Origin of the sequence: Stenotrophomonas sp. TWI273, from assembly GCF_039674765.1 — a bacterium.
Taxonomy (GTDB): domain Bacteria; phylum Pseudomonadota; class Gammaproteobacteria; order Xanthomonadales; family Xanthomonadaceae; genus Stenotrophomonas.
On the sequence record NZ_JBDJOA010000001.1, the window covers coordinates 441225 to 460350 of the forward strand.

Genomic DNA, 19126 nt, shown 5'->3' on the forward strand with positions numbered 1-19126 from the left:
AAAAGCAGCCGACTAACAGTCGGCTCTACCGTCGGCTCTACCGTCGGCTCTATCGGTCGCCTGTACCCCCATCGGCTGACGCCATGCCGGTCGCCGGTCGCGTTACCTTACCTTCGTATCCGCAAGCGAGGTGAAGCGCAGCGCATCACGCAGCGTGTCCAGGTCCGCCTCACTGCGCAGGCGGATGGTGACGGTCTCGCCCGGCACCAGGTCCAGCGCGTTGTCGTCCAGGGTGGCATCCACGCCGTCGAAGTCGATCCACAGCGCACGCACCAGCTTCGGCGCGCGCAGCGTCAACACGTAGCCGTCGCCGTTGCCGTTGCCGTTGCCGTTGCCGTCGGCGCGCAGCTCAGCATCAATCGTCGCAGGTGACAGCGCCAGCGCCTTGGCCGGGACGAAATACACCACCTGCTGCGACAACAGCGTCGCGCCATCGAACAGCTCGAGCACCGCCACGGTCCGCGCAGGATCGGCCCCCTTCAACAGGTCCGCATCGGCGAACCGGCCCACCTCCAGTGCGGACAGCGGCGGCAAGGCCACGGTGTGCCGCTGCTCACTGCGCAGCGCGCCATCGAGATCCATCACGCGCAGCCGCCATGTGGCCTTCAGGCCCTGCTGACGATCATTGAGCAGGCTCACTCGGGTGACCCCATCGTCGCGCAACGCCGCCACCGCGTGATCGGCGAAGAAACGTTTGGCGTGGAAATGTAGCGCCTTCCAACGGCCGGCGTAGTCGATGCTGGACCACGACGCACCCGGCCACACATCGTTGAGCTGCCAGTACAGCGAGCCCATCGTGTACGGGCGCGAGGCCCGGTGATGCAGGGCGGCGAGCTGGATGCCGTCGGCCTGCATGACCTGGCTCAGGTAGACGAACGTGTGGAAGTCACGCGGCGTGCCGTACTCCTCCTCGATGTACTTGAGCAGGCGCTGGTTGCCCTCGCCCGCCATGAACTTCTGGTGGGCGCGCACCGTGGCGCTGTCCACCTGCTGCTCGGCGGCCGGAATGATGCCGTCCAGCGTGCGCAGCACCGGCCAGGCCTGCAGGCCGTACTCGGACATGAAGCGCGGGGTCTCGCGCAGGTACGCCGTCACCGGCAGCGCCGGATTGCCCCACACCTGCCAGTAGTGCTTGTCGCCGCGGGTGGAATCGTTGGCCTTCTCGTCCAGATCATTGCTCGGCGAGCTGGACCAGTACGGCACGCCCAGCCCTTCGTCGGCCACCACCTGGCGCAGATCGTTGCCGAACAGGTCCACATAGCCCTGCCAGACCTTCGCGGCGAACGCGGGATCGGCGGCGGTCAGGTCACGGCCATGGCCCCAGTCCTTCCACGCGGTCTCTTCTTCGTTGTTGCCACACCACAGCACCACGCTGGGGTGATGGCGCAGGCGGCGCACATTGTCGCGTGCCTCATGCACCACATTCGCGCGGAACCCCGGATCGTAGCCGGGCTGCATGCCGCCCCCGAACATGAAGTCCTGCCAGATCAGCAGGCCGAGTTCGTCGGCGATGTCGAAGAACACGTCATCTTCGTAATAGCCGCCGCCCCAGTTGCGCAGCATGTTCATGTTGGCATCGCGCGCAGCGGTCAGCTCGCGCCGGATCCGCGCCGCGTCCACGCGCGCGGGAAACATGTCGAACGGGATCACGTTGGCGCCCTTGGCGAAGATCGGCACACCGTTGATCACGAACGCGAAGCCCTGTCCGCCGTTGCGATCCACTTCGCGGCGCAGCTCGACGGTACGCAGGCCGGTGCGCTGCTCGATGTGCGTCGCCTCCGCTGTCTCAGGCGCCAGGGTGGCACGCACGGTATAGCGGGCCTGCTCGCCCTGCCCGGCCGGCCACCAGCGCCGCGGCTTCTGCAGCGCCACCGGCACCGCGATGCGGTTGTCCCCGGCCTTGAACATCGGCTTGCGGTCGATGCGCGCCACGCGCCTGCCCTCCGGATCCAGCACCTCGATCTGCACCGCAGCGCTGCCGACCGCGGCACTCTCGATCTCGACCGTGATCTCCAGATCCGCCCGGGTTGCATCCAGCGTACGGGTCTGCACGGCCAGCGCGGTCAGCCGCTGCGCGTCCCAGCTCTCCAGTGTCACTGGCCGCCAGATGCCCGCGGTCACGTAACGCGGGCCCCAGTCCCAGCCGAAGTGGTAGCCCGGCTTGCGCACGAAATTGCCGACCATCGCGTCTTTGGGCTCATCGCCATACGGCGAGGGGTAGTTGCCGGCGATCTTGTGCGGCATCGCCTGCACGTCCGGCAGCAGGCTGCGGATCGGCGAACGCAGCACGATCCGGAGGTCATTGCCGCGAGGCCGCAGCTTGCCGTCCACCCGTGCACGCCAGGTGCGATGACTGTTGTTGGCCTGCAGCAGCGGCTGGCCGTTGAGCGTGACGGTGGCGAACGTATCCAGGCCTTCGAACGCCAGCTCGGCGTGCGCGCGTGCCAAGGTTGCCGCATCCACATCGAATCGTGCGCGGTACTCCCAGTCCGCCAAGCCGATCCACTGCAGCCCGGCTTCCGGCGCACCCACGTAAGGATCGGGAATCTGCCCCTGCGCCAGCAGATCGGTATGCACGGCCCCGGGCACCTGCGCCGGGCGCCACTGCTGCAGGTCAGGGTGCGCGGCACCGCGCGCGTCACCGGGCAGCAGGCGGAATGACCACTCCGCCGCCAGCGGGGCGGCGGCCACGGGCAGTGCCCATGCTGCCAGCAGGACCAGCAACAGCCAGCTGGCCGGTGCAACGACATGGAGACGGCTGTGCGCGCGCATGGGGACCTGCCTGGCTGCGGGAGCCGCCGACCAACGGTCGGCGCTACCGGGGTTTTGGGGCAGCCGACCAACGGTCGGCTCTACCGGGGTTTTGGGGCAGCCGACCACCGGTCGGCTCTACCGGGGTTTTGGGGTAGCCGACCAACGGTCGGCTCTACCGGGGTTTTGGGGTAGCCGACCAACGGTCGGCGCTACCGGATTCAACGCACCACGTTGAGCACTTCGTAGCACGCGCCCATGGTGTGGTAATCGGTCTTGCCGGCCGGGCTCTTCTCGTCGCTGTACGTGCGGTTGTCCGCATCCAGGATGCGATACCAGGCACCGTAGCGATGGTCGATCATGTGCTGCCAGGCGTAGCCCCACAGCTTGTCGTACCAGCCCCAGTACACGGCATCGCCGGTGCGCTTGGCCAGCAGCGCGGCGGTGGCCAGCGATTCGGCCTGCACCCAGAAGTACTTGTCGTCATCGCAGACGCTGCCATCCGGCGCGAAGCCGTAATACAGTCCGCCACGCTCGGCATCCCAGCTGCGTTCCACCGCCACATCGAACAGATGCCGCGCGGTCGGCACCAGCCAGTCGGCCTGTACGTGGCGATCCAGGATCAGCAGCAGCTTGGCCCACTCGGTCTGATGCCCGGGCTGGAAACCCCACGGACGGAACAGATGTTTGGGGTTGTCGCGGTTGTAGTTCCAATCGATCTGCCACTGGGTGTCGTAGTGCTCCCACACCAGGCCATCGCCCTGCGCCGCCTGGCGGCGGGTCATGTGGTCGGCCAGCAGCAGCGCACGATCCAGGTAGCGCTGCTCGCCACTGGCCTCGAACGCGGCCAGCATCGCCTCGCACATGTGCATGTTGGCGTTCTGGCCGCGGTAATCGCTGAAGTTCCAATCGGCGTCGGCTTCGTCCTTGTACAGGCCGAACGCCGGCTCCCAGAAGCGCGTCTCCAGCAGCTGCCAGGTCTCGTCCATCCACGCACGGGCGTCGTTGATGCCGGCCTTCAGCGCGCAGCTGTAGGCCAGCAGCACGAACGCCACGCCGTAGCAGTGGTTGGTCGCGTCTTCGACCACACCATCGCGCAGCGTCCAGGCATAACCGCCGGTCGCCGGATTGCGGTGCACCTCGCGCAGGTAGCGGATGCCGTGTTCGGCTGCGGCCAGATCTTCCGGCTTGCCAAACTCGCGGTAGGCCATGGCGTGGTTGAACACGAACCGGGTGCTGCTGACCAGATGGCGGTGGCTGGCGTCGTACACGCTGCCATCGTCACGGTAGTAGTGGAAGAAACCGCCGTTGGGGTCGATTTCATGCGGCTGGTAGAACGCCATCGTCTGGGCGATGTGGGCGCGCAGGAACGCGGGCGAGCGGAAGTCGGGGGTCGGCGGAACCGGCGTGGTCATGCGGCGTCATCCTGTTGTTGCTGCAGCAGTTGCTGGACTTCATGAAGGCTGGGCATCGCGGCGAAGGCACCCTTGCGGGTCACGGCCAATGCACCGACGGCCGCACCGAAACGGATCGCATCCACCAGCGCCGTGGGGTCCTGGCAGAACGCGGCAAATCCGGTGCCGTCACCGCCGCGCTCGCCGATGCCGAACAGCAGGCCGCCGACAAAGGCATCGCCCGCCGCGGTGGAATCGACCGTGGTCACGCGGAAACCGGTCAGTACGCCGTGGGTGTGGCGGGTATGCCAGCGGATCGGCGCGGCGCCGTCGGTGATCACCACCGCCTGCGCCTGCGCACCCAGCAGCCGCTCGATCACGGCCGCGTCGCCGCCCGGCACCGCGGCCGTCAGGTACTCCAGTTCTTCGCGCGAGAGCTTGACCAGGTCGGCCAGCGACAGCGCTTCCCACAACCGCGGCAACGGGTCGACACCGGTCGGCCACAGCGCCGGGCGCAGGTTGAGATCAATGCTGACCATCGCACCGGCCTGATGGGCGCGGCGCATGCCCTCCAACGTGGCCTGTGCGATCTCGGCCTCGGTCAGGCTGTTGGAGCACACATGGAAGCTGCGCGTGCCTTCAAAGCAGTTCGGGTGGAAGTGCGCACTGCGGAACAGCAGATCGGCCGCCGGCGGGCGGTAGAAGCTGAAGCTGCGTTCGCCGCTGGCATCCAGTGCCACGAACGCCAGCGCGGTTTTGGCCGCGTCGGTACGCACGATGCAGTCGGTCGCCACGCCGGCACTGGCCAGGCTCTCGGCGAGGAAATCGCCGAACATGTCCTGGCCGAGCATCCCGGCAAAATGGGTGTCCGCACCAAGCCGCGCCGCCGCAACGGCGACGTTGGCGGGCGCACCGCCGGCATACTGCAGGAAGGCACGCGGGGTGTCCGGGGTGGCCGGCGGTTGGGCAAGTAGATCGATCAAAATCTCGCCGAAACAAACAATCTTGGACATCGTGGCCTCAAGCTCCCTGGCGGATTCCAGCGGCCGGGCGCGAGCCCCACAGGCCGTAGAAGATGATGTAGCCGTAGCACAGCAGCGGCAGGATGAAGGACGGCTGCAGGCCGATATGGTCGGCCAGCTTGCCCTGCAGGACCGGGATCAGCGCCCCGCCGACGATCGCCATGATCAGCAGGCTCGAGGCCTTGGTGGTCAGCGTGCCCAGGCGTTCGATGCTCAGCGCGAAGATCGTCGGGAACATGATCGAGTTGAACAGGCCAATCGCCACCACCGAGTACAGCGCCACCTGCCCCTGGGTGAGCATGGTCAGCGCCAGCAGCGCCACGTTCATGCTGGCGAACAGGGTCAGCAGCAGGCGCGGCGAGAAGCGGGTCATGATGGCCGAACCGGCAAAGCGGCCGATCATCGCCATCGTCCAGTACGCAGAGACGTAATGCGTGGCCTGCTGTTCGCTGAAGCCGCCGATGTTCGGCAGCGACAGGTAGTTCACCAGCACGCTGCCGACCGCCACTTCCGCACCCACGTAGAAGAAGATGCCGAGCACGCCGAACCGGACGTGGCGGTGACGCAGCGCCTCCATCAGGGTGTGCTTGTCGCCGCTGTTCTGCTCGGTCGTCTCATTCAGTGCCGGCAGGCGGAACAGATAGACGAACACGGCAAGCAGGACCAGCGCGATCGCCAGGCCGACATACGGGCCCTGCACCGACTGGGCTTCCTGGGTGCGATAGGCCAGCTGTTCGGCTATCGGCAGCACATTGATCTCGTCCGCACTCTTGACGGTGTTGCCCAGGATGAGCAGGCCACCGAAGATCGGCGCGATCGCGGTCCCCAGCGAGTTCAGCGCCTGGGCCAGGGTCAGTCGGCTCGACGCCGTCTGTTCCGGACCGAGCAGCGCCACGTAGGGATTGGCCGCCACCTGCAGGACAGTGATACCCGTGGCCAGCACGAACAGCGCACCCAGGAAGGCTTCATACACGCGCAGCTCGGCCGCGGGCCAGAAGCCGAGCGCGCCCACTGCGGCGATGGCAAGACCGGCCACGATGCCGTTCTTGTAGCCCAGCCGTGCGACCAGGCGACTGGCCGGCACCGACATCAGGAAGTACGCGCCGAAGAAGGTGAACTGCACCAGCATCGCGCGGGCGTAGGTCAGATCGAAGACGGCCTTCAGATGCGGGATCAGGATGTCATTGAGGCAGGTGAGGAAGCCCCACATGAAGAAGATCGTGGTCGCCACGGCCAGCGCAACGCGTGTGTTCACCACGGGCGCGGCGGCGGATGAGGATGGGAGGCGGGGCGTAGGAGAGATGGGCATTCAGGTACGCGCCTCAGTGCGCGAGCAGGTGATTGTGGGAGCCATCAGACGGTCATCGAGCCACTGCTCTCGCGAACGCGGAGCTGGACCGGTGCAACGGTACGGGCCGGCGCCGCGTCGGGATGATCCAGACGCAGCAACAGCAGTTCGGCCGCCTGTCGCCCGCGCTCGCGCGGGTTGACGGTCAGCGTGGTCAGCGGCGGCGATGCCACCGAAGCCTCGGAAATATCATCGAAACCGGTCACCGCGAAGTCGCGGCCCGGCTGCACGCCACGCGAGGCCAGGCCCAGCATCAGACCCAGCGCGACGCTGTCGTTGTAGCAGACCGCTGCGGTCGGGACGGCATCCAGGGCGAACAGCTCCCCGGTGCGCGCGGCCGCATCCAGGCGGCTGGGCGAGGTTTCAATCAGCCACTCCGGTTGCACCGGCATGCCAGCTTCCACCAGGGCCTGCGCATAGCCGGTACGGCGCTGATGGCAGGAACTGGAGACCGCATGGCCGCCATAGAACGCGATGCGGCGGTGGCCCTGCTCGATCAGATGACGCGTGGCCAGGTAAGCGCCCTGCTGGTTGTCCAGGGTCAGGAAGTCCCAGTCGGCACCGGGCAGCTCGCGGTTGAACAGCAGCACGTTGGCGTGCCCGAGCACCTGGCGCAGCTGCCCGGCATCGCTGCCTTCGGCGGGCGACAGGATCAGCCCGGCAGGCATGTGCTCCATCAACGTGGTCAGCACCGCCTGCTGCCGCTCCGGCGATTCACCGGTGCTGCCTAGCAGGGTCACGAAGCCCTTGCCGCCCAGCGCTTCGTCCACCCCGGAGGCGAACTCGGCGAAGAACGGGTTGGACAGGTCGTTGATGACCAGGGCCACGCTTGAGGACGTGCGGCGACGCAGATTGGCCGCGCCGCGGTTGTACACGTAGCGTTGGCGTCGCAGTTCGGCCTCCACCTTGGCACGGGTGTCGACGTTCACCAGCGGGCTGCCACGCAGCACCAGCGAAACGGTCGCGCGCGACACGCCGATCGCTTCGGCGATGTCGGTCACGGTGACCGCGCGCGTGCCTTTGCCGGCGGGGGTGGCCTTGTCTTTCATCGGGTCGTCGGGTTCCTCAAGCAAGGTGCAAGCCTAAACGATCGCATTGACCAGCGGTCCGTGCCCGTGCCGACGGTCAACCCCGGTGGGCTGGCCACGGCGCGGGCCGGCGCGTGGCTCATTCCAGTACCGCGCCGGGGGTGGCGCAGAAGGACGCCGGCAGTGCCTCGGCCTGCGTACCCCAGCCGTTCTCCTGCGCGGTGCTGCCCAGGGCGAAGGCGATGGTGCCACCGCGCTGCAGCTGCGCCCAGTCCAGCCACACCGGCGCATGCGCGCGGCCATCCACCTGCACGTTCTGGACATACTGCAGCTGGCGGCCGTCGGCGCCCGGCGCCTTCAGGGTGAGCGTCCTGCCCTGGCCCAGATCGATCTCGGCGCGGGCGAAGCGCGGCGTATGCAACAGGAACTCGCCACTGCCCGGCACCGCCGGGTACAGGCCCAGCGCACTGAACAGGTACCAGGCCGACATCGTGCCCAGGTCATCGTTGCCGGTGACGCCGTTGGGCGCATTGGTGAACAGCTGCTGCGCGGCGCGCACCACGGTGGCGGTCTTCCACGGCTGCCCGATCAGCGTGTACATCCACGGCGCGTGCAGGTCCGGCTCGTTGTTGGGGTTGTAGCGGAACTGGTTGTAATAGCTGTACGGCCCGACCACCCACTCCTTGCGCGCGGCGGTCAGCGGCGATGTCACGAGGGCGTCGTATGCGAAGAAGGTGTCCAGACGCCGCGCGGTCTGGTCGCGGCCGTGCATGGCCTGGACCAGGCCCGGCACGTCCTGCTGCACCAGCCACTGGTACTGCCACGCGGTGCCTTCATGGAAGCCATGGTGCGAGCGCGGGCTGTAGCTGCCATCGGCGGGCAGGTACCACGCGCCATCGTCCATGCGCGGCCGCGGGAAGCCGTTGAAATCGCCCTCCTCGTCACGCACCGACGGGTCCCATACCTTGTGCCAGTTGCGGCCACGCTCACGCAGCACGCCGGCATCGGCGGCATGGCCGAGGCCATCGGCCATCTGTGCCAGCGCGCAGTCGGCCAGTGCGTACTCCAGCGTCGCCGAGCCACCGTGGTGCGGGTCCACGTCCATGCCCTTGGAGGGGAAGGCGCGGTCGTACTGCACGTAGCCGTTGGCCAGGTAGCTCGGGTTGCCCGAACGACCCGCGTGACGCGAGTTCATCGGCGGCACTTCGAAGGCGTTCTTGCGCAGCGCGGTGTAGGCCTCGCCCTCGCGGCCGGCGAGCGCACCGAAACGCCACAGGTCGACCAGGAACGGCGTCACCGGGTCGCCGGTCATCACGTTGGTTTCGAAGTTGGCGTACCCCCAGCGCGGCAGCCAACCGCCCTGCTCCTCGATGGCCAGCAGCGTCCGGCCAATGTCGCGCGCGACCTCCGGCTTGGTCAGGGCCAGCCACTGGTTCTGCGCCCGGTAGGTATCCCACAGCGAGAAGTACTCGTAGTAGGTCCAGCCGTCAGCGCGATGGATGGTGTCGTCGTAGCCACGGTAACGGCCGTCGGCATCGCTGCCGGTCAGCGGCTGCAGCAACGCGTGGTAAAGCGCGGTGTACAGCACGGTGCGGTCGTCGCTGCTGCCGCCCTGGACACGCACGGCCGCCAATTCCTTGCGCCACTGCTGCTGGGCCATCTGGCGCATCTGATCGAAGCCGAGCAGGCGCTCACCCTGCATGCCATCGCTGCGCAGATTGGCGCGCGCACCTTCGGCATCCACGTGGGAGATCGCGCTGACCGCGGTCACCGCACGGCCCTTGGCCAGGTCGAAGCTGAGCCAGGCGCCGCTGGGCTTGAGCTCGCCTTCCATGCCATGGCGTGCACCCGGCAGGCCGCCGCCCTCGCCCCAGGTCCCGAACGCCTTGAACGGGAGGTCGAACTCGATGCGGAACCAGGTGGTGTACTGATGCCCGCCACAGAAGCTCTTGGTGACCAGCTTGCCTTCCACCGCACGGTCGCCGACGACATCGACCACGCTGCCGATCACCGAATGGCGCTCGTTGGCCTGGCCGAGGTTGACCAGCACGTGGCCGGTACCCGCATCGGCGGCGAAGGTGTAACGCTCGGCCGCGGCACGGGTGCGTGCGGTGGCCTCGGCATCGATGCCGCCGTAGTTGGTCAGGCGCACCTTGTAGTAGCCCGCCTGCCCGACTTCACCCTCGTGGGTGTAGCTGGAGGCGTAGCGCTTGTGGTCGAAGCTCTTGGCGTCGTCGGTATTGAAGTCACCGCCCGGGCCGATGCTGCCGGTCACCGGCAGGACCGAGACCTGGCCGCCCTGCTCCCAGCAGCCGGCACCGGACAGGAACGAATGCCCGAAACCGCGGATCTTGGGATCGTCGTAGCGCCAGCCAGCGTAGTGCTCACCGATCGGGCTGACCTGGATCAGGCCGAACGGCGCCGAGGCACCCGGGAACGTATTGCCATCGTCCTTGCTGCCGATGAAGGTGTTGACCTCGCGCTCCAGCGCCGCAGGCGCGGCCTGAAGCAACAGCGGCGCGCAGCTCAGCGCCAGCAGGCAGACCAGCCCAGCCAGCGGGCGGCGGCGGGCCCGGACGGCACCGGCGGCGGGAACAACGGAAAGACGTTGAGAAAAACGGGTCACGGACACGGACTCCTTGGCGGACGTGGCGGCAGCGCGAACCAGTGGCGGCGGGCGCCGCTGGTTCCCTGGACTGGGGCGACCCAATCCACACCCCGGTGAATTTAGATCGATTTAAGTAAAGCACGGAGATTTCAACGGATGCATTCTGCGCTGCAACATCGATGGCTGATCGCCAGTACCCGACCCTGCCCCAAGCTGCGCAGTGCCTGGCAGTGCCCGCTGCCGACAGCCGACAACCCGCCTCATCGGTCGATATACCGGGCTAAAGCCCCGGACCCAGCAACGTCGCGGGATCGGCCGGGGTCAACCGAAAGCACGCCCCGTGTCCATATTGCGGAGCAGCATGCCTCCGTTGCGCGGTCGTGCTAAAAATCCCCCGCCAATCGTTTAGATCGATCCAACTTAAAACGGTCACGATTGCCGGAAGTGGGGAGCCGGGGGACTGCCCACGCGATGCATGCGGGACGCGCCAGGCAACTCGACGCTCGAGAGAATTTGGCTCCACCCATTAGATCGATTCAAAGAATTCGTATCGCCACCGTTTCAATCCAGGAGAGGGAGAGAGTGGAATGAAGATGTCACGCATGCACCGCCGCGTTGCGTTGTCCGCGGCCATTGCCAGCGCCTTGGCCACGGCCGTCGTGCCGGCCGCGTTCGCGCAACAAGCCACCCCGGCCACCGGCACACCCGATGCCACCACGCTCGACAGCGTGACCGTCACCGGCTACCGCTACGCCATCGAAAAAAGTCTGCAACAGAAGCGCGACGCCAACGCCGTGGTGGAAGTGATCACCGCCGAAGACGTGGGCAAGTTCCCCGACAAGAACGTGGCCGACGCGCTGCAGCGCGTGCCGGGCGTGGTCATCGAGCGCAGCGGCGGCGAAGGCAAGACCGTCAGTGTCCGCGGCCTGGCCCCGGACCTGACCCTGACCCAGTTGAACGGCAACTACGTGGCGACCTCGGAAACCAACAACGAGGCCACCCGTTCGTTCAACTACACGCTGCTGCCGGCCAACATGCTCTCCAGCGCCGAGCTGTTCAAATCGCCGGAGGCGCGCCTGGATGAAGGCGGCATCGGCGGCACCGTGATCCTGCACACCCGTCGTCCGCTCGACATGGAAGCCAACTCCGGTTACGTGAACCTGGAGGGCACTTCCTCGGACAGCAGCCACGACGTGGATCCGCAGGCGTCGGCGCTGTACTCCTGGCACAGCAAGGATGAGCGCTTCGGCGTGCTGGTCGGCGCGACCAAGCAGACCCGCACCAGCCGCACCATGCAGGCGAGCACCGAGGACTACCAGTGGTACGGCAACGGCACCGACGCGGTGGATGCGTACGGCAATCCGCAGCTGCAGGACGGTATCCACTACTGGTGGGGCCAGTCCGGCTTCAATGACCAGAGCGGCCGCAACTACAGCGAGTTCTTCATGCCGACCTCGGTGAACTTCGCCGTGAAGGAAGAGAAGCGCGAGCGCACCGGCGGCCAGTTGACCTTCCAGTTCAAGCCGACCGACAACCTGACGCTGACCGCCAATTACTTCCGCTTCGAGCTGGAAGGCAATTACACCCAGAACATGTTGAAGATCCCGGAATGGAACCTCGCCCGCTTCAACGGCGATGGCAACTGGGACGGTGGCCGCCTGCTCAACGGGCTGAGCTTCGACCCCTCCGGCAGCATCGTGACCGGCGCGCAGTACGAAAAGCTGGCCGGCAAGACGTATTACTGCAGCGAAGAACAGGCCGCGGCCGCTGGCATGGCACCGGGCGGCTGGGGTCCGGACGACTGCACCATCCCCACCCCGCAGCTGACCGGTACCTACAGCAAGGAAAAGGCGCTCTCGCAGACCGGCGACCTGACCGTCGAGTGGGATATCAGCCCGCTGTGGAAAGCCTCCTTCACCGGTGGCCGCACCTGGTCCGAAGGCGGCCCGTCGATGAACTTCGGCATGTCCGCCAAGCCGCGCCGCCAGGTCGACGGGGTCTGGCAGTCCGGCAACTCGTACAGCGCGTGGGATCTGACCGGTACGCCGAGCGCCACCTTCTCGCCGAACCTGCAGGACCAGTTGATGGCCGGCATCGCCGAGATCGACACCGGCTCGACCGGCTCGTCGTGGATGCAGACCGAGGTCAAGCAGAACTACTTCCAGGCCGACTTCACCAAGCTGTTTGAAAGCGGCTGGCTGGACTCCATCCAGTTCGGTGCCAAGTACCGCGACGGCGATGTGCACCGCAATACCGGCAACACCTACTGGGTGTGCCAGGGCAAGGATCCGGCCGACTACGACAACAACCGTTACCAGGCCGGTTGCGATGCCACCGCCGGTGTCGCCCAGCCGGGCTTCTTCCTGTCCAACCCGATCAGCAACATCGCAGGCGGCTTCAACGCCAACGTGTTCCCGGGCATCAACTATCCCGCCTACATCAACTACCTCAACGAGAAGTACGGCGGGTCGCACAGCCGCAAGGAAGAGGACTTCGTCTACAACGTCAACGAGAAGATCTACTCGGGCTACTTCCAGGCCAACTTCCGTACCGAGCGCCTGCGCGGCAACGTCGGCGTGCGCGTGGTCCGGACCAAGCAGTTCGCCGAATCCAGCGACTCGGTGGAGAAGTTCAACGACTACTTCCAGGACAACGCCGCCGGCTCGCCGATGGGCTGCAACGATCCTGCTGCAGCGCCGCTGATCGCCTCCAACACCGGCTACGTCTGCCAGAGCGGCTTCGTGCGCCTGCCGGACGGCCTGGCGCGTGAGAAAACGTACGCGTTCACCTCGATGGACAAGACCTACACGGACTTCCTGCCGAGCTTCAACATCGCCTGGGACATCACCGATACGCTGGTGCTGCGTGGTGCGGCCTCCAAGGTCATCGCACGCCCGAGCTACACCAGCATCGCCGCCCCCGGCGCGCTGAACTACATCAGCGAGGAGTACAGCAACGACCGTCGCGTTGCCGGCGGCACGGACACGCCCGGCTGGTACGGCTATGGCAGCAACAAGAACCTGGAGCCGTTCGAAGCGACCCAGTTCGACGTCGGCCTGGAGTGGTACTTCAAGCCCGGCGCGGTGGCGGGCCTGGGCCTGTTCCGCAAGAACGTGGACAACTTCACGGTCCCGGTGGTCCGCGACCAGCAGATGAATGTCGGTGGCGAAACGGTCACGGTGCAGAAGTACGAGACCCAGGCCAATGGTCGTGATGGCGTCTCCCAGGGCGTGGAGCTGTACGGTCAGTACACCTTCGACATGGGCTTCGGTATCCAGGCCAACTACACCTACAACGACACCAACCTGGCCGCCATCGTGCTCGATGGCGAAGAGATTGGTTCCTCGCCGCTGGTGGGCAGCGCCAAGAACCAGGCCAACGTCACCATCTTCTACGAGAACGAGACGTTCCTGGCACGCGCGTCGTACAACCGCCGCGGTGAAGTCGTGGGCGGTCCGGTCAATGGCATGAGCCAGTACTCCGAACCGTACGACCAGCTGGATCTCAACGTGGCCTACAACTTCACCGAAGCGCTGACCTTCACCGCCTCGGTGCTGAACGCGACCAAGTCCGAGCAGCGCATCCATCTGGGCAACGACACCAAGGCCCGCCTGGTGTCCAACACCTATACCGGCCGCCAGTTGTACTTCGGCGTGAACTGGAAGTTCTAAGCGTCACCCGCCCCCGCCTCCGGGCGGGGCAACGGTCCTCCACGGCAGCTGCGCTTGTACAGGCGGCTGCCGTTTTTTTTTAATCCAGCGCCGCGCGCAGTGCGTTGACCTGCGCCACGTCGGTGGCGGTCCAGTCCGGTGACAGTCCCATCAGGGCGGGATTGTGGTGACGCATCGCCGAGGGCTGCGTCGTCTTCGCTGAGGCGTGAAGTTCGGTGCACCCACTGCGCTCGGCGACCTCCACGGCGTTGGCCGCCGTGATTCCCGCACCGGCCATCAGTGAGATGCGGTTGCCTGCCTGCGCCACCAGGGCGGCCAGCACATCGGCACCGGCCAGTGCACTGGCCTGCCCGCCCGAACTCAGGATGCGCTGGCAGCCCAGCGTCACGATCTGCTCCAGTGCCGCCGGCAGATCACGCGCCGCATCGAAGGCACGGTGGAAGGTGATGCCGAGTGGGCCTGCTGCGGACACCAGTTCCCGGCACAACGCCATGTCGATGCCACCGTCGGCATCCAGAGCGCCGATCACCACACCGTCGCAGCCGAGCGCACGGCAGTACGCGATATCGCGCAGCATGATCTCGGCCTCCAGCGCGGTGTAGAGGAAATCGCCGGGACGCGGCCGGATCAGCACGAACAGGGGAATCTGCAGGCGCTCACGGGCGACCGCGATGCTGCCCTGCGACGGCGTGGTGCCGCCCTCGGCGAGGTTGTCGAACAGTTCGATCCGATCCGCGCCGCCCTGCTGGGCGGCCAACGCAGAGGCCACCGAATTCGACGCGATCTCCAGCACCCGGCGCGGCGCGCTCACGTCTGTTCGCTCGTGTACACCGAAGCGGAATCGCGCAGGTCGTCCTGACGGTCCTTGTCGCAGACCGCGTAGACGAAACCGCGATGCAGCGCGTAGGCGCCGACCTCACCGTGCTTGTTCAACGCGAGGAAACACACCTGCAGGGTCTTGCTTGCCTCAGGGCGCTTGCGCACGACCCGGGCGATCGCCTCGCGGCAGGCCTCGGCCGGCGAGCGGCCCTGGCGCATCAGCTCGACCACCAGGAAGGAGGCCGCGTTGCGGATCATTTCCTCACCCACGCCCGAGGCCGTCGCCGCACCGACCTCGTTGTCCACGTACAGGCCCGCACCGATGATCGGGCTGTCGCCCACGCGGCCGTGCATCTTCCAGGCCATGCCACTGGTGGTGCAGGCACCGGCCAGACGCCCCTGGGCATCGATGGCGAGCATGCCCAGCGTGTCGTGGTTGCTGCTGTCACCGGGACGGCTGCGCCGCTCGGCATTGATCTCGGGGGTGTACTGCGCGGTCTTGAGCCACTCGCGCCAGGCCTTCTCGGCTTCCGGGGTGAGCAGCTTCCTGCGCTCGAAGCCCTGCTGCACCGCGAACTGCTGCGCGCCCTCGCCCACCAGCATCACGTGCGGGGTCTGCTCCATCACGCGACGCGCCACCGAGACAGGGTGCGCGATATCGCTGAGCGCTGCCACCGAACCGCAGCGGCCATCGCCGTCCATGATGCTGGCATCCAGGCTCAGCACACCGTCACGGTCCGGATTGCCGCAGCGCCCGACGGTGGGATTGCACAGGTCGCTCTCGGCCCAGCGCGCACCGGCTTCCACCGCATCCAGCGCGGAGCCGCCGGTTGAGAGGGTCTTCCAGGCGACCTGGTTGGCCCCTACGCCGAAATCCCAGGTGGACACCACGCGCGCACCGGAGGCGGAACGCGCCTGCAACGTCGGCAGCACGAGGGCGCCAGCGGCCAGGGCACTGGCCTGGAGAAATCGCCTGCGGTCAGTCATGGGTACGTCTCCAGTGAACGGACAAAGAGGGAATTACACGACGATACAGCGATGCTCCGCATGCCAGACCGCCGCGCCAAGAACACCGAGCTCGCCGTGGTCCACCCGCCAGATCGGCACCTGGCGCAGCACATCGTGCATCACGCCCTTGGCCAGGAACCGCGCGCGGAAACGGCCATCGCGCAGGAACCGGTCCACCCGCGTGGAGATCCCGCCGGCCAGGTAGACCGAGCGCGCACCGAAGGTCGTGGCCAGGTCGCCGGCCAGACTGCCGAGCCAGGCGCAGAACACCTCCAGCGTCTCGACCGCCACCGGATCCACGCCCTCGTGGGCGGCCGCGATCAGGGCCTCGGTGCTGGTCCAGTGCGGTGTGACCCCACGGATGTCACACAGGCAGGGATACAGGTTCATCAGCCCGCCACCGGACAGCACGCGCTCGTTGTCCACGTGCTCCCAGCGCTGCAGCAGGCGCGAGAGCACCTCCAGTTCCAGCCCGTTGCACGCGTTCAATGCGGCATGGCCGGCCTCGCTGGCCAGCACCGGCCGCTCGCCGCCCTCGAAGCGCAGCGCTGCGCCCAGGCCGGTGCCCGGGCCGAGCACCAGCGCCGGCCAGCGCGGGGTAGCATCGGCGTCCCCGTTGAGGGCCACCAGCGTGTCCGGCGCCACGTGCGGAATCGCATAGGCCACCGCTTCGAAATCGTTGATCAGCGCCAGCGACGCCAGCCCGGAATCGTGACGGGTCCGGGCGACCGAGACCGGCCACGGCAGATTGGTGTTGACCAGGTGGTCACCATCCAGCAGGCCAGCGATCGCGACCACGGCACTGTCCGGCGCTGCCGGCAGTCTGGCGATGAAAGCGGCCAGGATCGCGGCCAGGCTGGGGTGCTCGGCGCAGGTATAGCGCTGCAGGCCGCTCAGCTGTGGCGCAGCGCCCGCCCGCACGGTGGCCAACGCGACGCGGGCGAACGTGCCGCCCACATCGGCCACGATCAGCGTATCAGGGGAGGAATCCCGGTGGGCCGCGGTCCGCGCCACATCAGGTTGAGCCGGAACCGGTACCGCTGCGCTCACTCGCTTGCCTTGGTTGAATCGATTGAATCCCGGCGATTCTCAGGCATCGCCGGGGGAATGCAAAGCCGCCTCCGCCATACAGCGCCGTACTGAACCCACGGCGCCGTGATCAGGGCTTGGCGGTCTGCAGGCGGTAGCTGGTGCTGGCCGTGGCCGTCGGGCCATCGCCCTGCACGGCACGCACCTCCACCTTGTGCTCGCCTACCGGCAGGTTGGTCGGCAGCGCGCCGCGCCACAGGTGCGGCGACGGCGTGGCTTCCGGCGAGCGGTCGAAACCGCGCAGGCGCTCGGCGGTATCGTCGGCGACGTTCTCCTGCAGCAGCCGCGGATCGGGCTGCTCGACACGCTTCATCGGCTGCCAGGCGCCATCGTCCACGCGGTACTCCACCAGCGAATCGGCCTGGCCCATGAACACGTTGGCGTACACGCCCCACGCCGGATACGCGCCCTGGCGCAGCACCTTCGGCGCATGCAGGGCGATCTGGTAATCGTCCGGTGCACGCGCCACGTAATAGCGCAGGCCGTAGTCGCCACCGGGCTTGACCGACAGCACCGCATAGCCGTTCGGGGTGCCATCGCTCATGGTTGCATCGGGGATGCCGCTGCTGTCCTTCACGCCCGACCAGAATGCCCCGCAGGCCGCGCCCACGTTGTACTCGTGCAGCGGCTTGCTGCCCTGCCAGCCTTCGGCCGCGCCGTGGTAGTAGTGCTGCTGGGTGTGGCTGTGGCCGCTGAGCACCAGCACGTTCGGGAAGTCCTTCAGCAGCGCGAACAGGCGCGTGCGATCGGCATGGCGGAACGTCTCCCGGCCGGGTGCCGCATCGAACAGCGGGATGTGCATGCCGAGCACGATCAGGCGATCACGCGGCAGGCCCTTGAGGTAATTGCCGAGGAAGGTGAACTGGTCCGCGCGCAGGCCGCCCACGTAGCTCGGCTTGGCCTTGGGGTCGTAGACCACGTCATCGAGGAACACGAAACTCGCGCCCCCCTCTTCGACCGCATAGGTATCCGGGCCGTACACGGCGCGCCAGCTGTCCAGCGAGTGCGCATCGTTGCCGGCGTCCATGTCCAGGTCATGGTTGCCCGGCACGTGGAACCACGGCACCTGCAGCTGCGCGGTGACCTTGTTGATGTCCGGGTACAGGCTCAGGTCGTCATTGACGATGTCGCCCAGGGTCGTGCCCAGTCGCGCCGGGTGTTTGCCGATGATCGGCTCGACGATGGCGCGCTGGTAGTAGCCGATGTCCTGGCGGCTGGCGGTCTGCGAATCGGTGAACACCAGCATCTCGAAACCGTTGCGTGCCGCATCGGTGCCCTTGGCCGGTTCCAGCGCGAAATCCCAGTTGCGGGTGGCGCCGCCGGTGGCGCGGATGCCGTCGTACTTCAGCTTCGGCGATCCCTGCGGCGCGTAGTGGCGCCAGTACGAGGGCAACCCGTTGGCGGCGGCCGGGAAGCGGTACTCGTCGGGCTTGATCACGAACACGGTCTGGCCCTCGCGCACCGGCAGGCTGTAGCTGCCATCGGCGGCGGTGCGCACGATCCTTTCGCCGTTGGAGACCTGCACACCGGCCAGGCCGGGATCGGTCGGGCCGCGCCCGGGCTTGCCGTCGCGCTCCTGATACACCTTGCCGGTGACGGTCGTTTCAGCAGCCCAGGCAGGCGAAGTCATCAACAGCAGGCAAGCCAGCCAGGCGGCAGTACGGGTCATCGGGGGCGGTCCGGTGGGGGTGGGGAATTGTAGAGCCGCACATCATCGCCTGCACCGCGTTTCACCGACGTTAAACGATGTGCAGCCCTGCCCTACCCGGCGTGGCGCGCCGCCAGCACCGCGACCGCATCATCCATCGACAGCCCACGCGCACGCAGCAGCACGGTCAGATGGAACAGCAGATCGGCCGACTCGCCCAGCAGCGCCTCATCGTCCTGCACCACGCCGGCCAGCGCGGTCTCCACCCCTTCCTCGCCCACCTTCTGTGCGATCCGGCGGATATCACCCTCGAACAGGGAGGTGGTGTAGCTGCCGGCCGGGCGCTGCTGTTCGCGCTCGCGCACCACGGTATCCAAGCGGCCCAGGAAGTTGCCCGGTGCCTGCGGGAAGCAGCTCTCGCTGCCGGTGTGGCAGGTCGGCCCGGCCGGGCGCGCACTCACCAGCAGGGTGTCGTTGTCGCAGTCGATCCGCACGGCGGTCACCGCCAGCACCTTGCCGGAGGATTCACCCTTGGTCCACAGCCGTTGCTTGCTGCGGCTGAAGAAGGTCATATGGCCCGTGGCCAGGGTCTGCTCCAGCGACGCCGCATTGGCATAGCCGAGCATCAGCACGCGCAACGTGTCGGTGTCCTGCACCACCACCGGCAGCAGGCCATCGCCCTTGCCCCAGTCCAGCTGCGCCAGCGCCTCGCGCGACGGCTGCACGTCAATCAAACCCAC

At 67.1% G+C, this 19126-nt stretch carries 12 protein-coding genes; 1 reads left to right on the forward strand and 11 read right to left on the reverse strand.

Annotated elements, in window-relative coordinates:
- Positions 1 to 102 precede the first annotated feature (102 nt).
- The 6 genes from ABE571_RS01815 to ABE571_RS01840 all read right to left on the reverse strand — a co-directional run bounded on the left by ABE571_RS01815 (position 103) and on the right by ABE571_RS01840 (position 10169).
- Entirely contained in the window at positions 103 to 2772 is a 2670-nt protein-coding gene (locus ABE571_RS01815; RefSeq protein WP_346493067.1) for a glycoside hydrolase family 2 protein, read from the reverse strand.
- 200 nt (positions 2773 to 2972) lie between these two features.
- Positions 2973 to 4166: an AGE family epimerase/isomerase gene (locus ABE571_RS01820; protein ID WP_346493068.1), complete on the reverse strand. Its 1194-nt coding sequence runs from the start codon at positions 4164 to 4166 to the stop codon at positions 2973 to 2975.
- Complete coding sequence (locus tag ABE571_RS01825) at positions 4163 to 5158, reverse strand: carbohydrate kinase (RefSeq protein ID WP_346493069.1); 996 nt, start codon at positions 5156 to 5158, stop codon at positions 4163 to 4165. Before ABE571_RS01825 ends, ABE571_RS01820 begins: the two co-directional genes overlap by 4 nt.
- A 7-nt stretch (positions 5159 to 5165) precedes the next feature.
- Positions 5166 to 6476: an L-fucose:H+ symporter permease gene (fucP, locus tag ABE571_RS01830; RefSeq protein WP_346481209.1), complete on the reverse strand. Its 1311-nt coding sequence runs from the start codon at positions 6474 to 6476 to the stop codon at positions 5166 to 5168.
- A gap of 44 nt (positions 6477 to 6520) precedes the next feature.
- The gene (locus tag ABE571_RS01835) at positions 6521 to 7564 is read right to left on the reverse strand and encodes a LacI family DNA-binding transcriptional regulator (protein ID WP_346481334.1); all 1044 of its coding nucleotides are present in this window, start codon (positions 7562 to 7564) and stop codon (positions 6521 to 6523) included.
- A gap of 118 nt (positions 7565 to 7682) precedes the next feature.
- The gene (locus ABE571_RS01840) at positions 7683 to 10169 is read right to left on the reverse strand and encodes a GH92 family glycosyl hydrolase (RefSeq protein WP_346493070.1); all 2487 of its coding nucleotides are present in this window, start codon (positions 10167 to 10169) and stop codon (positions 7683 to 7685) included.
- A gap of 569 nt (positions 10170 to 10738) precedes the next feature.
- On the opposite strand from ABE571_RS01840, the gene ABE571_RS01845 reads away from it, so the two are divergent.
- On the forward strand, positions 10739 to 13822 hold the full coding sequence (locus tag ABE571_RS01845; RefSeq protein ID WP_346493071.1) for a TonB-dependent receptor: 3084 nt from the start codon (positions 10739 to 10741) through the stop codon (positions 13820 to 13822).
- A gap of 79 nt (positions 13823 to 13901) precedes the next feature.
- Here the strand turns inward: ABE571_RS01845 and ABE571_RS01850 are convergent, their stop codons facing one another.
- From ABE571_RS01850 to hisIE, 5 genes are all read right to left on the reverse strand, one after another.
- Positions 13902 to 14633: a copper homeostasis protein CutC gene (locus ABE571_RS01850; protein WP_313211786.1), complete on the reverse strand. Its 732-nt coding sequence runs from the start codon at positions 14631 to 14633 to the stop codon at positions 13902 to 13904.
- Positions 14630 to 15628, reverse strand: coding sequence for a N(4)-(beta-N-acetylglucosaminyl)-L-asparaginase (locus tag ABE571_RS01855; protein ID WP_346465113.1), 999 nt, complete (start codon positions 15626 to 15628; stop codon positions 14630 to 14632). The genes ABE571_RS01850 and ABE571_RS01855 overlap by 4 nt, the downstream gene beginning before the upstream one ends.
- Positions 15629 to 15661: 33 nt before the next feature.
- Positions 15662 to 16663: a glucokinase gene (locus ABE571_RS01860; protein ID WP_346465115.1), complete on the reverse strand. Its 1002-nt coding sequence runs from the start codon at positions 16661 to 16663 to the stop codon at positions 15662 to 15664.
- Between the two features lie 145 nt (positions 16664 to 16808).
- Positions 16809 to 18407: a calcineurin-like phosphoesterase family protein gene (locus ABE571_RS01865; RefSeq protein WP_319623952.1), complete on the reverse strand. Its 1599-nt coding sequence runs from the start codon at positions 18405 to 18407 to the stop codon at positions 16809 to 16811.
- Positions 18408 to 18499: 92 nt separating this feature from the next.
- The gene (gene hisIE / locus ABE571_RS01870; RefSeq protein ID WP_346493121.1) at positions 18500 to 19126 is read right to left on the reverse strand and encodes a bifunctional phosphoribosyl-AMP cyclohydrolase/phosphoribosyl-ATP diphosphatase HisIE; all 627 of its coding nucleotides are present in this window, start codon (positions 19124 to 19126) and stop codon (positions 18500 to 18502) included.

Excerpts from the sequence above, each read along its gene's own strand:
- ABE571_RS01815 (WP_346493067.1), bottom strand. The coding sequence starts at position 2,772 with ATGCGCGCGCACAGCCGTCTCCATGTCGTTGCACCGGCCAGCTGGCTG.
- ABE571_RS01820 (WP_346493068.1), bottom strand. The coding sequence starts at position 4,166 with ATGACCACGCCGGTTCCGCCGACCCCCGACTTCCGCTCGCCCGCGTTC.
- ABE571_RS01825 (WP_346493069.1), bottom strand. The coding sequence starts at position 5,158 with ATGTCCAAGATTGTTTGTTTCGGCGAGATTTTGATCGATCTACTTGCC.
- fucP (WP_346481209.1), bottom strand. The coding sequence starts at position 6,476 with ATGCCCATCTCTCCTACGCCCCGCCTCCCATCCTCATCCGCCGCCGCG.
- ABE571_RS01835 (WP_346481334.1), bottom strand. The coding sequence starts at position 7,564 with ATGAAAGACAAGGCCACCCCCGCCGGCAAAGGCACGCGCGCGGTCACC.
- ABE571_RS01845 (WP_346493071.1), top strand. The coding sequence starts at position 10,739 with ATGAAGATGTCACGCATGCACCGCCGCGTTGCGTTGTCCGCGGCCATT.
- ABE571_RS01855 (WP_346465113.1), bottom strand. The coding sequence starts at position 15,628 with ATGACTGACCGCAGGCGATTTCTCCAGGCCAGTGCCCTGGCCGCTGGC.
- ABE571_RS01865 (WP_319623952.1), bottom strand. The coding sequence starts at position 18,407 with ATGACCCGTACTGCCGCCTGGCTGGCTTGCCTGCTGTTGATGACTTCG.